Source organism: Massilia sp. YIM B02763, assembly GCF_030412015.1.
Classification (GTDB): domain Bacteria; phylum Pseudomonadota; class Gammaproteobacteria; order Burkholderiales; family Burkholderiaceae_D; genus Telluria.
This window is the reverse complement of the sequence record NZ_JASNRD010000001.1, coordinates 376,628-390,322: the sequence shown is the minus strand read 5'-3', so window position 1 is coordinate 390,322 and position 13,695 is coordinate 376,628. Positions and strand designations below refer to the sequence as shown.

The 13,695-nt window shown below is 66.9% G+C and carries 13 protein-coding genes; all 13 read left to right on the top strand.

Translation table 11 applies throughout. From position 1 onward, the window contains the following. Positions 1–75: 75 nt before the first annotated feature. The 13 genes from uppS (at position 76) to QPK32_RS01615 (ending at position 13,677) form a co-directional block, all read left to right on the top strand. Complete coding sequence (uppS, locus tag QPK32_RS01675; protein WP_290411045.1) at positions 76–828, top strand: polyprenyl diphosphate synthase; 753 nt, start codon at positions 76–78, stop codon at positions 826–828. A 5-nt stretch (positions 829–833) separates the two neighbouring features. Next, positions 834–1,661, top strand: coding sequence for a phosphatidate cytidylyltransferase (locus QPK32_RS01670; RefSeq protein ID WP_290411044.1), 828 nt, complete (start codon positions 834–836; stop codon positions 1,659–1,661). A gap of 115 nt (positions 1,662–1,776) precedes the next feature. Further along, positions 1,777–2,958, top strand: coding sequence for a 1-deoxy-D-xylulose-5-phosphate reductoisomerase (gene ispC, locus QPK32_RS01665; RefSeq protein WP_290411043.1), 1,182 nt, complete (start codon positions 1,777–1,779; stop codon positions 2,956–2,958). Position 2,959: 1 nt separating this feature from the next. Next, on the top strand, positions 2,960–4,300 hold the full coding sequence (gene rseP / locus QPK32_RS01660) for an RIP metalloprotease RseP (protein WP_290411042.1): 1,341 nt from the start codon (positions 2,960–2,962) through the stop codon (positions 4,298–4,300). Between the two features lie 90 nt (positions 4,301–4,390). After that, a complete protein-coding gene (gene bamA, locus QPK32_RS01655) occupies positions 4,391–6,739 on the top strand; it encodes an outer membrane protein assembly factor BamA (RefSeq protein WP_290411041.1) in 2,349 nt (782 codons plus the stop codon). A 91-nt stretch (positions 6,740–6,830) separates the two neighbouring features. Beyond that, positions 6,831–7,313 carry an OmpH family outer membrane protein gene (locus tag QPK32_RS01650; RefSeq protein ID WP_290411040.1) on the top strand — a complete coding sequence of 161 codons (483 nt, stop codon included), beginning with the start codon at positions 6,831–6,833 and terminating at the stop codon, positions 7,311–7,313. 78 nt (positions 7,314–7,391) lie between these two features. Beyond that, on the top strand, positions 7,392–8,453 hold the full coding sequence (gene lpxD, locus QPK32_RS01645; protein ID WP_290411039.1) for a UDP-3-O-(3-hydroxymyristoyl)glucosamine N-acyltransferase: 1,062 nt from the start codon (positions 7,392–7,394) through the stop codon (positions 8,451–8,453). Then, positions 8,446–8,946, top strand: coding sequence for a 3-hydroxyacyl-ACP dehydratase FabZ (fabZ, locus tag QPK32_RS01640; protein ID WP_290411038.1), 501 nt, complete (start codon positions 8,446–8,448; stop codon positions 8,944–8,946). Before lpxD ends, fabZ begins: the two co-directional genes overlap by 8 nt. 1 nt (position 8,947) lies before the next feature. Next, a complete protein-coding gene (gene lpxA / locus QPK32_RS01635; RefSeq protein WP_290411037.1) occupies positions 8,948–9,736 on the top strand; it encodes an acyl-ACP--UDP-N-acetylglucosamine O-acyltransferase in 789 nt (262 codons plus the stop codon). 1 nt (position 9,737) lies between these two features. Next, the gene (gene lpxB / locus QPK32_RS01630) at positions 9,738–10,898 is read left to right on the top strand and encodes a lipid-A-disaccharide synthase (RefSeq protein ID WP_290411384.1); all 1,161 of its coding nucleotides are present in this window, start codon (positions 9,738–9,740) and stop codon (positions 10,896–10,898) included. Between the two features lie 4 nt (positions 10,899–10,902). Further along, the gene (rnhB, locus tag QPK32_RS01625; protein ID WP_290411036.1) at positions 10,903–11,565 is read left to right on the top strand and encodes a ribonuclease HII; all 663 of its coding nucleotides are present in this window, start codon (positions 10,903–10,905) and stop codon (positions 11,563–11,565) included. Further along, a complete protein-coding gene (locus QPK32_RS01620) occupies positions 11,562–12,356 on the top strand; it encodes an RNA methyltransferase (RefSeq protein WP_290411035.1) in 795 nt (264 codons plus the stop codon). Before rnhB ends, QPK32_RS01620 begins: the two co-directional genes overlap by 4 nt. A 112-nt stretch (positions 12,357–12,468) precedes the next feature. Beyond that, positions 12,469–13,677: an EAL domain-containing protein gene (locus QPK32_RS01615; RefSeq protein WP_290411034.1), complete on the top strand. Its 1,209-nt coding sequence runs from the start codon at positions 12,469–12,471 to the stop codon at positions 13,675–13,677. The last annotated feature ends 18 nt before the right edge of the window (positions 13,678–13,695 follow it).

The window sequence follows — 13,695 nt, the reverse complement described above, 5'->3', positions numbered from 1 at the left end:
ATCTTTATTGCATTGTTGACGCCGCATCCGCGTGACCGACCCGGCTGGACCGGTCGGCCGCCTCTGGCCTGATTTATGATTTTCAAAAGCTCGACCGCCGCCGTACCCGACGCGCCCACGGTGCCCCGCCATATCGCCATCATCATGGACGGCAATGGCCGTTGGGCCACCAAGCGCCTGCTGCCGCGCGTGGCCGGCCACGTCAAGGGCGTGGATGCCGTGCGCAAGATCGTCGAGGCCTGCGTGGAGCGCGGTGTCGAATACCTGACGCTGTTCGCCTTTTCTTCGGAAAACTGGCGCCGCCCGGCCGACGAAGTGTCCTACCTGATGGGCCTGTTCGTCACCGCGCTCGAGCGTGAAGTGTCGAAGATGCACGCGAATAACATCCGCCTGAAGGTGGTGGGCGACCTGTCGCGCTTCGACCCGAAGCTGCAGGACATGATCGCCAATGCCGAGCGCCGCACGGCCAACAACAGCCGCCTCACCGTGACCGTGTGCGCCAACTATGGCGGCCGCTGGGATATCATGCAGGCGACGAGCAAGATGGTCGCGGCCAACCCCGGCACCACGGACTATACCGAAGAGATGCTGGCGCCGCACCTGGCGATGGCCTATGCGCCCGAGCCGGACCTGTTCATCCGCACCGGCGGGGAAGAGCGCATCTCGAACTTCCTGCTGTGGCAGCTCGCGTATTCCGAGCTGTATTTCACCGATACCTTCTGGCCGGATTTCTCGCCCGAATCGCTGGACACGGCGATCGCGTCCTACCAGAGCCGGGAACGCCGCTTCGGCCGTACCGGAGAGCAAGTAGCTAACAAGGCCAAGTAAAACGCATGCTGAAAACCCGTGTCATCACCGCCGTCGTGCTGTTGGCAGTCCTGCTGCCCATTCTTTACTTCAACAACTTCACGGCCTTCGCGGTGGTGGCAACCGTGTTCTTCGGCGCCGCGATCTGGGAATGCTTCCGGCTGTTCAATCCGGGCACCCAGAACGCCCACGTCATCGCCCTGTTGTGGACGGCCGCGTTCGCCGTCGCGGTCTTTACCGACCGCATCAATCCCTCGTTCTGGGCGGCGCTCAGCGTGGCCCTCTGGATCGCCCGCTTCGCCCCGTCGCTGAAGACGGGCCTGCCGCCGCTGGGCACGACGCCCAACACGATCCTGAGCCTCGTCTACGGCTTCGGCATCGTCGGCTGCTTCACGGCCATCGTCGCGCTGTACTCGTATTCGCCGCTGTTCCTGCTGTCCGTGCTGGCGATCGTCTGGGTCGCCGATATCGGCGCCTATTTCGCCGGCAAGGCCTTCGGCAAGCGCAAGCTGGCCCCGTCCATTTCCCCGGGCAAGTCCTGGGAAGGGGCGATCGGCGGCGGCATCGCCGTGCTCGTGCTGGCCTCGCTGTCGGTCGCCTTCGGCGGCCCGGCCTTCGCCAACACCTTCGCCGCCCGCGTGCAGGCCGCGTTCGGCTGGCCGGCGCTGCTGGCCATCCTGGTCCTGATGGTCGCCGCCAGCATCGTCGGCGACCTGTTCGAATCCCAGCTCAAGCGCCGTGCCGGCATGAAGGACAGCAGCAACCTGCTGCCCGGCCACGGCGGCGTGCTCGACCGGATCGATGCCCTGATTCCGGTTCTTCCGCTTGCCGCACTGATCGGCTCGCGCCTTTGAGCGGTCGGTTAAACATGGCCATGGCGTCGTTGCAGCTCCTTGCCGTGCAACAGCACTGTCTTCGTCGCTGCGCCTAGCCATGACCATGTTGAACCGACCTTATATGGAACTCACCATGCAACGCATCACCATCCTGGGCGCCACCGGTTCGATCGGCGCCTCGACCCTGGACGTCCTCGCGCGTCATCCCGACAAATACGCCGTCCACGCCCTGAGCGCGCATTCCCGCGTCGAGGAACTGGCGGCCCAGTGCCGCCGGCACCGTCCGCAGCGCGCCGTGGTCGGCACCCCGGAAGCGGCGGCGCGCCTGCGCGAACTGCTGGCGGGCCTGGACGTCGACGTCGCCCACGGCGAAGCCGCGCTGTGCGAGATCGCCGCCAGCAGCGAGACCGATACCGTGATGGCCGCCATCGTGGGCGCCGCCGGCCTCGCGCCGACGCTGGCCGCGGCCCGCGCCGGCAAGAAGGTGCTGCTGGCGAACAAGGAAGCCCTCGTCATGTCCGGCCAGCTGTTCATGGACGCCGTCAAGGAGCACGAGGCGACCCTGCTGCCCATCGACAGCGAGCACAACGCGATCTTCCAGTCGCTGCCGGCGCACTACGACCGTGACCCGGACGCCGCCGGCGTGGCCAAGATCGTCCTGACCGCGTCCGGCGGCCCGTTCCTGCATCGCGCCGTCGAGACGCTGGAAGCCGTCACGCCGGAAGAGGCATGCAAGCATCCGAACTGGTCGATGGGCCGCAAGATCTCGGTCGACTCGGCCACGATGATGAACAAGGGCCTCGAGGTGATCGAGGCGCACTGGCTGTTCGGCGCGCCGGCCGAGCGCATCGAGGTCCTGATCCATCCGCAGAGCGTCATCCACTCGATGGTGTCCTACGCGGACGGCTCCGTGCTGGCCCAGCTCGGCAATCCGGACATGCGCACCCCGATCGCCCACGCGCTCGCCTACCCGCAGCGCATCGCGTCCGGCGTGGCCCAGCTGGACCTGACCCAGTGGGCGGCGCTGCAGTTCCACCATCCCGACTTCGACCGCTTCCCCTGCCTGGCGCTGGCCTTCGACGCGCTGCGCGCGGGCGGTACCGCGCCGGCGCTGCTGAACGCGGCCAACGAAGTCGCGGTCCAAGCCTTCCTGGACCGCCATATCGGCTTCCGCGACATCGACCGCGTGGTGCGCCAGGTGATGGACGACAATCCGTGCGGCGCCGCCTCGAGCATCGACGCCGTGCTGGCCCAGGACGCGTGCGCCCGCGACGCGGCCTCGCGCATCGTGGGCGGGCTCCGACGAGGAGGTTGATATGAGCCTGATCACCACCGTGCTGGCCTTCCTGCTGGCGCTCGGTCCATTGATCGTCTTCCACGAGCTGGGCCACTACTGGGTCGCGCGCCTGTGCGGCGTGAAGGTGCTGCGCTTCTCGGTCGGCATGGGCCGCGTCGTCTGGTCGCGCCGCTTCGGCCCGGACCAGACCGAATGGGCGATCTCCGCGCTGCCGCTGGGCGGCTACGTCAAGATGCTGGATGCGCGCGATCCGACCACGGCACCGGCCAGCGAGAAGGACCTGGAACGGGAATTCACCCGCCAGAGCGTGTGGAAACGCATCGCCATCGTGGCCGCCGGCCCGCTCGCCAACTTCATCCTGGCCATCGTCGTCATGGCCGCGATCTACATGGGCGGCAAGGAAGAGCCGGGCACGCGCCTGCGCGGCATGGCCGAGACCTCGGCCGTGTACCAGGCCGGCATGCGCGGCGGCGACGCCGTCACGGCGGTCGACGGCCGTCCCGTGCAATCGTGGACCGAGCTGCGCTGGGAAATCGTGCGCGCCGTCCTGGACAAGCGCGCCGCCGAGCTGGAGCTGCGCGCCGCCGACGGCAGCAGCTACCGCGCCGTCATCCCGCAGCAGAAGATGGCGGCCCTGGACGTCGACGGCGACGTGATGGGCGCGCTGGGCATGCATATGTGGCGCCCGCGCGCGATCGTCGAGCGGGTGCTGCCGGGCGGCCCGGCCGAAAGGGCAGGGCTGCGCGCGGGCGACGTGGTGACGCACATCGACGGCAAACCCGTCGTGGACGGCATCGGCTTCATCGAGGCCGTGCGCGGCGCCGCCGGCCGCACGCTGCAGCTGGGCGTGACGCGCGACGGCCGGGAAGTGCCGCTGGCGCTGGCGCCGGAGCGCGCCCCGGCCACCGGCAACGGCATCGTCAAGCTGTACGTGGCCCAGTTGCCCGAGATGGTCGAGGTGAAATCGGGCCCGCTGGAGGCGCTGGCGCGCGGCGCGCACCGCACCTGGGAGACGGCGTCGATGACCGTCAAGATGGTCGGCAAGATGATCGTCGGCGAAGTCTCGCTGAAGAACGTGAGCGGCCCGATCACCATCGCCGACGTGGCCGGACAGACCGCCAGGGCGGGCGCGCAGCCCTTCCTGGAGTTCATCGCCTTCATCTCCATCACCCTGGGAGTAATGAATCTGTTACCAATTCCCGTTCTGGATGGGGGCCATTTGCTGTATTATTCGCTGGAAGTTTTGACCGGGCGTCCCGTATCGGCGCGCATCAACGAGATCGCGCAACGTGCCGGGGTAGGCCTGCTGTTCATGCTGATGGCGCTTGCCGTCTTCAACGACCTGGTGCGGCTGCTTTGAAGGGACTTCGCGCGAGGTCTTTTCTTCGAAGCGGCATAAGTACGGGCTGAGAACACGAAACGTTGTCCAATGACTGACCTGAATTAATCGATGAAATTACAACCTGATCGTCTTGCCCTGCCCAGCTTTGTCCTGTCTTCCCGACGCAGCCTGATCGGCGCCGCCGTGCTGGCCCTGTGCGCCGGCCATGCGGCCGCCGTCACGCCCTTCGTCGTGAAGGATATCCGGGTCGAAGGCATCCAGCGGACCGAGGCGGGCACGGTGTTCAGCTACCTGCCGGTGCGCGTGGGCGAGACCTTCGACGACGACAAGGGCACCGCCGCGATCAAGGCCCTGTATGCGACGGGCTTCTTCAAGGACATCCGCCTGGAAGAGGAAAACGGCGTGCTGGTGGTGCTGGTCGAGGAACGTCCGGCCATCGCCTCGGTGGATTTCACGGGCACCAAGGAATTCGAGAAGGACATGCTGGTCAAGGCCCTGCGCGAGATCGGCGTGGGCGAGACCAAGATCTTCGACAAGGCATCGGTCGACCGCGCCGAGCAGGAACTGAAGCGCCAGTACCTGTCGCACGGCCTGTACGGCGTCAAGATCACCACCACCGTCACCCCGATCGAGCGTAACCGCGTGAACGTCATGTTCAACGTGGACGAGGGCGACGTCGCCAAGATCCGCCAGATCAACATCGTCGGCAACAAGGCGTTCTCCGACAAGGAGCTGCGCGGCCTGCTGCAGCTGTCGACCTCGGGCTGGTTCACCTGGTACTCGAAGGCCGACCAGTACTCCAAGCAGAAGCTGACGGGCGACCTGGAAAACATCAAGTCGTGGTACCTGAACCATGGCTACCTCGAGGTGAACGTGGAATCGACCCAGGTGTCGATCACCCCGGACAAGAAGGACATCTACCTGACCATCAACATCACCGAGGGCGACAAGTACACCGTCACCGGCGTCAAGATGGACGGCGAGATGTTCGGCCGCGAGGAAGAGCTCAAGAGCCTGGTGCTGCTGAAACCCGGCCAGACCTACTCGGGCGACCTGCAGGAAGCGTCGAACAAGCGCATCGCCGACCGCCTGGCGAGCTTCGGCTACGCCTTCGCCAACGTCACCGCCAACCCGGAGATCAACCGCGAGAAGCGCGAAGTCGCTTTCACCTTCTTCGTCGACCCGGGCAAGCGCGCCTACGTGCGCCACATGACCATCTCGGGCAACACCATCACCCGCGACGAAGTCATCCGCCGCGAATTCCGCCAGTTCGAGAGCTCGTGGTACGACCCGAACCGCGTGAAGCTGTCGCGCGACCGCGTCGACCGCCTCGGCTACTTCAAGGACGTCACCGTCGAGACGCCGGAATCGCAGGGCACCACCGACCAGGTCGACGTGAACATCGCCGTGGTCGAGAAGCCGACCGGTAACTTCATGATCGGCGGCGCGTTCTCGCAGGCCGAGAAGTTCACCTTCACGGCCTCGGTCACCCAGGCCAACTTCGCCGGCTCGGGCAATACCGTCGGCATCGAACTGAACACCAGCAAGTACAACCGCACGATCTCGTTCGCGCAGACCAACCCGTACTTCACCGACGAAGGCGTCTCGCGCGCCTTCCAGGTCTACCTGCGCACCTCGCGTCCGCCGGCGATCAACCTGGGTTCCTACTCGGTGCGCCAGCTGGGCAGCAACATGACCTTCGGCGTGCCGTTCTCCGAGATCGACACCGTCTACTTCGGCGCCGGCGTGGAACGCACGGAACTGGAAACGGACGAGAGCTCCCCGACGCTGTACAAGCAGTTCGTGATGCAGAACGGCGGCCCGGCGAGCGGCGTGGGCACGGCGACCACCAACTCGATCCCGCTGACCGTGGCCTGGGGCCGCGACTCGCGCGACAGCGCGGTCACCCCGACCCGCGGCCGCTACCAGCGCGCCAACCTGGAAGTCGACTTCTTCGGCGACGCCAAGTACTACCGCGCGATCTACGAACACCAGTGGTACCGTCCGATCACGCGCTGGATGACGCTGGCGCTGAAGGGCGAGCTCGATTACGGCAAGGGCATGCAGGGCCACGCCTACCCGGTCTTCAAGAACTTCTACGGCGGCGGCATCGGTTCGGTGCGCGGCTACGAAAGCTCGTCGCTGGGCATCGTCGACCCGTACACCTACGACGCGCTGGGCGGCTCCAAGCGCATCATCGGCAATGCCGAGCTGCAGTTCCCGTTCCCGGGCAGCGGCCAGGACCGCTCGCTGCGCTGGTTCACCTTCGCCGACGCGGGCCAGATCTACCAGGAAAACCAGAAGATCCGACCGTCCGAGCTGCGTACCTCGGCCGGTATCGGCCTGTCGTGGATTTCGCCCGTGGGTCCGCTCAAGTTGAGTTATGCTAAGCCCTTGAACTCCAAGCCGGGCGACCGCCTGGAACGCTTCCAGTTCCAGATGGGTACCGGCTTCTGATCGGGTGCGCCGGCCGCGGCCGGCGCGCCAACCATAAGGAATGCGGAGAACTATGTTGAAAAATGTGATTGCCTCGCTGCCCAGGAATCTGGTGTTGGCCGCCGCGTGCGCCGGTGCGATGGCAAGCGCGCAGGCGCAGAACGCGCCCAGCCGCATCGGCTTCGTCTATACGGAACGCCTGATGACCGAGTCCAAGCTCGCCAAGGTGGCCGACGAAAAGATCCAGGGCGAATTCTCCAAGCGCCAGAAGCAGGTCGACGAGATGATCAAGCGCTACAAGTCGAGCCGCGAGAAGTTCGACGAGGACGCGCCCAAGCTCTCCGACGCCGACCGCGTGCGCCGCACGCGCGAGCTGCTCGACATGGAGAAGGACGTGCAGCGCATGCAGCGCGAGTTCAACGAAGACCTGATCCAGCGGAAGAACGAGGAACGCACGGCGATCGCCCAGAAGGCGTTCAAGCTGATCGAGCAGGTCGCCGAGCAGGAACACCTGGACGTCGTGCTGCAGGAGTCCATCTGGACCAGCCCGCGCATCGACATCACCGACAAGATCCTCAAACTGCTCGACAAATAATCGATCCGGCAGCTTGTCACGGGAAGCCGGCCCGCGAGGCCGGCATTTCTTTTTTCTTACTTTGATTGGACGACCAAGATGGCCACTCGACTGGGTGATTTGGTCGAACGCTTCGGCGGACAGCTGATCGGCGACCCGGACCTCGAGGTCCAGGGTATCGCGCCGCTGGACAGCGCCGATGCTTCGCACATCAGCTTTCTCAGCAATAGCAAACTGCGCGCCCTGGCGGCGCAAAGCCGCGCGGCGGCGTTGATCGTCGCGCCGCTGGACGACGCCACGGTCGGCGCCACCTACGAAGGCGCGCGCATCGTCACCACCAACCCGTACGCCTATTTCGCGCGCGCGGCCCAGTACTTCGTGTCGCTGGAGGAAACGGTGCCGGCACCCGGCATCCATCCGAGCGCCGTCGTGCACGAGACGGCGACGGTCGACCCGACCGCCCACGTCGGCCCCAACGTCACCATCGAGGCCGGCGCCGTCATCGGCGCCCACGCGGTGATCGACGCCGGCTGCTACGTCGGCCGCGAGGCCGAGATCGGCGCGGGCAGCCACCTGTTCGCCAACGTGACCTTCCATGCGCGCTGCAAGATTGGCCAGCGCGGCATCCTGCATTCGGGCGCCGTGATCGGCACCGACGGCTTCGGCTTCGCGCGCGAGAACGGCGTCTACATCAAGATCCCGCAGACCGGCCGCGTGCTGCTGGGCGACGACGTCGACGTCGGCGCCAACACGACCATCGACCGCGGCGCGCTGGCCGACACCATCATCGAGGACGGCGTCAAGCTGGACAACCAGATCCAGATCGGCCACAACTGCCACATCGGCGCCAACACGGCGATGGCCGGCTGCGTCGGCGTCGCCGGCAGCGCCAGGATCGGCAAGAACTGCACCTTCGGCGGCGCCGCCATGGTGCTGGGCCACCTGGAAATCGCCGACAACGTCCATATTTCATCGGGCAGCATGGTGTCGCGTTCGGTGCTCGAGCCGGGGCAGTACACCGGCTTCTACCCGCTGGCCAAGAATGCCGAGTGGGAAAAGAGCGCCGCAATCGTGCGCAACCTGTCCTCGATGCGCGAGAAAATCCGCGCGCTGGAAAAACAGATTAGAAACCTGACGGAAGTACACAACAAAAATGACTGACACCACCATCGACACCAACGCCGCCAAAGTCCTGGGCATCAACGAGATCAAGAGCTACCTGCCGCACCGCTACCCGCTGCTGCTGGTGGACCGCGTCGTCGACTACGAACTGGGCAAGACCATCACCGCCATCAAGAACGTCACCGTCAACGAAGAGTTCTTCAACGGCCACTTCCCGCACCAGCCGGTGATGCCGGGCGTGCTGATGATCGAAGCGCTGGCCCAGACCGCCGCGATCCTGTCGTTCATGACCATGGGCGTCAAGCCGGACGAGAATTCGGTCGTGTACTTCGTCGGCATCGACAACGCGCGCTTCAAGCGTCCGGTCGGCCCCGGCGACCAGCTCAAGATGGACGTCGAGATCCTGCGCACCTCGCGCGGCATCTGGAAATACAAGGCCCAGGCCAGCGTCGACGGCAAGGTCGCCGTCGAGGCGGAACTGATGTGCACCATCCGCGCCAACGAATCGGCGACCAACAGCGCAGGGCAGTAACATGAGCAAGATCCACGCGACCGCCATCGTCGATCCGCAGGCCGAGCTGGACAGCTCGGTCGAGGTCGGCCCGTACTCGATCGTCGGTCCCAACGTGCGCATCGGCGCCGGCACCGTGGTCGGTCCGCACGTCGTCATCGAGGGCCACACGACGATCGGCCGCGACAACCGCATCTTCCAGTTCGCGTCGCTGGGCGCGGCGCCGCAGGACAAGAAGTGGGCCGGCGAGCCGACCCGCCTGGAAATCGGCGACCGCAACACCATCCGCGAGTTCTGCACCTTCAACCTGGGCACCGTCCAGGACGAGGGCGTCACGCGCCTGGGAGACGACAACTGGATGTCGGCCTACACCCACCTGGCGCACGACTGCCGCGTGGGCAGCAACACGATCTTCTCGAACAATGCGCAGCTGGCCGGCCACGTGCACGTGGGCGACTGGGCGATCCTGTCGGGCTACTGCGGCGTGCACCAGTTCTGCAAGATCGGCGACCATGCCTTCATCGGCATGTACACGAGCCTCACGCAGGACGTGCCGCCCTTCGTGCTCGTCTCGGGCAACCCGGCCGAGGCCCACGGCATCAATATCGAGGGCCTGAAGCGCCGCGGTTTCACGCGCGAGCAGATCAACGGCCTGCGCGCCTCGTACAAGCACCTGTACCGTTCCGGCCTGACGCTGGAAGAAGCCAAGGCCAAGCTGGCCGAGGAAGAAGCCGCATCCGCCGAGGCGGCGCCGCACATCCGTGCGATGCGCGCATTCCTCGACACCAGCACCCGTGGCATCGTCCGCTGAGATGCGCGGACAGGCATCGTCCGGCACCACCCTGGCCCTCGTCGCCGGCGAGGTCTCGGGCGACCTGCTGGCGTCGCGCCTGATGGCGGGCTTGAAGCCCCGCCTGCCGGACGTGCGCTTCACGGGCATCGGCGGGCCGCGCATGCTGGAGCAGGGCCTGGCGTCCGACGTGCCGATGGACACGCTGACGGTACGGGGCCTGCTGCCCGTGCTGCTGCGCTACCGCGAGCTGAAGGGCATCCAGAACCAGCTGCGCGACCGCCTGATCGCCGAGCGGCCGGCCGCCTTCATCGGCGCCGACTACCCGGGCTTCAACCTGGGACTGGAAGAGCAGCTGCGCGCGGCCGGCATCCCGACCGTGCACTTCGTCGGGCCGCAGATCTGGGCCTGGCGCGGCGGCCGGATCAAGAAGATCCAGCGCGCCGTGTCGCACATGCTGGTCATCTTCCCGTTCGAGCAGGAACTCTACGAGCAGGCCGGCGTGCCCGTGACCTATATCGGGCACCCGCTGGCCGAGACCATCCCGATGGTGCCCGACGTGGCGGGCGGGCGCCGCGCGCTGGGCCTGCCGGAGGAGGCGACAGTCGTCACCGTCATGCCGGGCAGCCGCATGTCGGAGATCAAGTACCTGACCGAGCCCTACCTGGCCACGGTGAAGCTGCTGGCGGCGCGCGACCCTTTGCTCCACTTCGTCGCGCCGATGGCGGGAGAACGCCAGAAGGCGGCGTTCCGGCAGATCGCCGCCAGGGCCGGTCTGCAGGACGTGCCCTTGACGCTGGTGGACGGCCGGTCGCATGATTGCATCGCGGCGGCCGACGCCGTGCTGGCCGCGTCCGGCACGGCGACGCTGGAGGTGGCGCTGTTCAAGAAACCCATGGTGATCGCGTACAAGGTGATGCAGGCCGAATGGCTGTTGATCCGCAATATGGGATACCTGCCGTGGATCGGGCTGCCGAACATCCTCGCGCGCGAGTTCGTGGTGCCGGAATTCCTGCAGCACGCGGCCACGCCCCAGGTGCTGGCCGATGCCGTATGGTTCCAGCTGACGGACGAGAACAACCGCAAGCGGCTGCGGCAGCGCTTCACGGACATGCATCACGGCCTGCTGCGCGACAGCGCGTCGAAGAGCGCCGACGCCGTATTGCAGGTGATAGGTAAGTAAGTAAATGAGAAAGAAGAAGTTCGATTTCTATCCCGGCCTGCCGGCCAGGAACCGCCCGTTCACGATCGAGGACATCGTGTGCGGCGTCGACGAGGCGGGCCGTGGCCCGCTGGCCGGCCCCGTGTACGCGGCCGCGGTCATCCTCGACCCGGCGCGCCCCATCGAGGGCCTGCGCGATTCCAAGAAGCTGACCGAGGCGCGCCGCGACGAGCTGGCGCCCATCATCAAGGAACAGGCGCTGGCCTGGGCCATCGCCGAGTGTTCGCACGAAGAGATCGACACGCTGAACATCCTGCAGGCCACGATGCTGGCGATGCGCCGCGCCGTGGAAGCCCTGGCGACGGCGCCGACCATCGCCCTGATCGACGGCAACCGCTGCCCGCAATTCACGACGTCCGTGCGCGCCCATGCGGTGGTGGAGGGCGACGACAAGGTCCACGCGATCTCGGCCGCCTCGATCCTGGCCAAGACGGCGCGCGACGCGGCGCTGGTGGCATTGCACGAAGCGTATCCGCAGTATGCGTTCGACCAGCACAAGGGCTATTCGACGGCGCTGCACCTGGCGCGCCTGCGCGAGCACGGCCCGTGCCCCGTGCACCGGCGCAGCTTCGCTCCCGTGCGCGCCCTTATCGAACAACCGGACCTGTTCGCCGGGATGCCGGCATGAAGACGATCACCTCGCGCGACAACGCCTTCTATAAAGAACTGAAACAACTGGCCGGCAGCGCCCAGGCGCTGCGCAAGGCCGGCAAGTCACTGCTGGACGGCGTGCACCTGTGCCAGACTTACTTGGACCTGATCGGCCAGCCCGCCCACTGCATCGTCTCGGAAGGCGCGCTGGGCAATCCGGAAGTGGCGGCCATCGTCGGCCGTGTCGAAGCGGCCCAGGCCCACGTGACTGCGCTGCCGGACGCGCTGTTCGGCGCCCTGAGCCAGGTCGAGCACGGCGTGCACCTGCTGTTCCTAGTCGAGACGCCGCGCCCGGCGTCGGTGCCGGCGTTGACGACGTCGGCCGTGCTGCTGGACGGCGTGCAGGACCCCGGCAACGCCGGCTCGATCCTGCGCAGCGCCGGCGCGGCCGGCATCCGGCAGGTCTATTGCAGCCCCGGCACGGCATCGATCTGGTCGCCCAAGGTGTTGCGCGCGGCGATGGGCGCCCACTTCGTGCTGGAGATCTTCGAGCACGCCGACCTCGCCGCGCTGGTGCGCGCCGCCGCCGTGCCCGTGCTGGCGACCAGCGGCTACGCGGCCGAACGGCTGTACGACGTCGACCTGGTCCAACCGGTCGCCTGGATCCTCGGCCACGAGGGGCAGGGCGTCTCCGACGAATTGCTGGCGCTGGCCACGCGCCGCGTCGCCGTGCCGCATGCGGGCCAGGTGGAGTCGCTGAACGTGGCCGCCTGCGCCGCCGTCTGCTTCTTCGAACAGCTCAGGCAACAACAGTCGCCGCCCCGCTGACGAGGCTGTCGCAAAAGGTGCACGGCGAAGTAGCGACGCCTCTGACCCGGGAGGCATGGACGTGGCTCCGTTCCCGGGTTACGCTTCGGGCATGAATCATGGAGCCGCCCCGATGGACACCGCCCAGCAGTTACACAGCCTGCATTTCCTCGTCGCCGAGGCCGATCCGGTCCAGCGCCGCGCCCTCATCGAGGCGCTCGGCCACGCCGGCGCCTCCCGCGTCACCGACGTGCCCGACGGCCCGACGGCCCTGCGCACGCTGCAGGGCGGCTTCACGCCCAGGGTCGACGTCGCCGTCATCGACCTGGCGCTGGGCGGCATGGACGGCCTGGAACTGCTGCGCGCGATCGCCGCGCTGAAGTCGGCCGTGCGCCTGATCGTGGTCGGCGCCCAGCCGGCCGGCGTGCTGTTCTCCGTCGAGACGCTGGCCCAGGCGCACGGCGTCGACCTGCTGGGCACCATCGCCAAGCCCGTCACGACGGCGAAACTGAAGGCGCTGCTCGACCATTACCAGGCGCCGCGCCAGGCCGCCGCCCGCCCGGCCGTGCGCCGGTTCAGCTTCGCGGAAGTGGGCCTGGGCCTGCAGAAGCGCCAGTTCGAACCCTTCTTCCAGCCCAAGATCGAACTGGCCACCGGCCAGGTGAAGGGGCTGGAGACGTTCGCGCGCTGGCGCCATCCCGAGCACGGCGTGCTGGGCCCGGGTTCCTTCATCGACGCGCTGGAGCAGAACGGCCGCGTCGACTTCCTCGACTGGACCATGATCGAGACCTCGGTCGAGCGCTGCCGCCGCTACCACGACCAGGGCATCCCGATCTCGATCTCGCTGAACTTGTCGCCGGCGACGCTGGCGCACCCGAACTTCCTGCGCCAGGTAACGTCCTGCATGCAGCGCCACGGCGTGCTGCCCGACTACCTGACCTTCGAGATGACGGAGTCGTCGATCCTGGACTTCGACGCCGACTTCATCGAGCGCCTGGTGCGCCTGCGCATGTTGGGCTTCGGCCTCGCGATCGACGACTACGGCACGGGACGCTCGAACCTGCAACTGCTGGCCCGCATCCCGTTCTCGGAACTGAAGATCGACCGCTCCTTCGTCGACGGCGCCTCGAAGAAGCGCCCGCTCGGCACCGTGCTGAAATCCTGCCTGGGCCTGGCGCACAGCCTGGACCGCATGTCGGTGGCCGTGGGCGTCGAGACGCGCCAGGACTGGGATTTCCTGCAGGGCCTGGGCTGCACCTATGCCCAGGGCTACCACATCGCCAATCCGATGGCGGCCGACGCCTTCCCGGGCTGGCTCGAAGACTGGCGGCAGTTCTTCTGACCCCGCCTGTCCGCGCCG

Bases quoted from the DNA above. Each gene is read 5' to 3' on its own strand.
- fabZ (WP_290411038.1), top strand. From the start codon at position 8,446: ATGACTGACACCACCATCGACACCAACGCCGCCAAAGTCCTGGGCATC.
- QPK32_RS01620 (WP_290411035.1), top strand. From the start codon at position 11,562: ATGAAGACGATCACCTCGCGCGACAACGCCTTCTATAAAGAACTGAAA.
- QPK32_RS01670 (WP_290411044.1), top strand. From the start codon at position 834: ATGCTGAAAACCCGTGTCATCACCGCCGTCGTGCTGTTGGCAGTCCTG.
- rseP (WP_290411042.1), top strand. From the start codon at position 2,960: ATGAGCCTGATCACCACCGTGCTGGCCTTCCTGCTGGCGCTCGGTCCA.
- ispC (WP_290411043.1), top strand. From the start codon at position 1,777: ATGCAACGCATCACCATCCTGGGCGCCACCGGTTCGATCGGCGCCTCG.
- uppS (WP_290411045.1), top strand. From the start codon at position 76: ATGATTTTCAAAAGCTCGACCGCCGCCGTACCCGACGCGCCCACGGTG.
- lpxD (WP_290411039.1), top strand. From the start codon at position 7,392: ATGGCCACTCGACTGGGTGATTTGGTCGAACGCTTCGGCGGACAGCTG.
- lpxA (WP_290411037.1), top strand. From the start codon at position 8,948: ATGAGCAAGATCCACGCGACCGCCATCGTCGATCCGCAGGCCGAGCTG.
- QPK32_RS01615 (WP_290411034.1), top strand. From the start codon at position 12,469: ATGGACACCGCCCAGCAGTTACACAGCCTGCATTTCCTCGTCGCCGAG.
- lpxB (WP_290411384.1), top strand. From the start codon at position 9,738: ATGCGCGGACAGGCATCGTCCGGCACCACCCTGGCCCTCGTCGCCGGC.
- bamA (WP_290411041.1), top strand. From the start codon at position 4,391: ATGAAATTACAACCTGATCGTCTTGCCCTGCCCAGCTTTGTCCTGTCT.
- rnhB (WP_290411036.1), top strand. From the start codon at position 10,903: ATGAGAAAGAAGAAGTTCGATTTCTATCCCGGCCTGCCGGCCAGGAAC.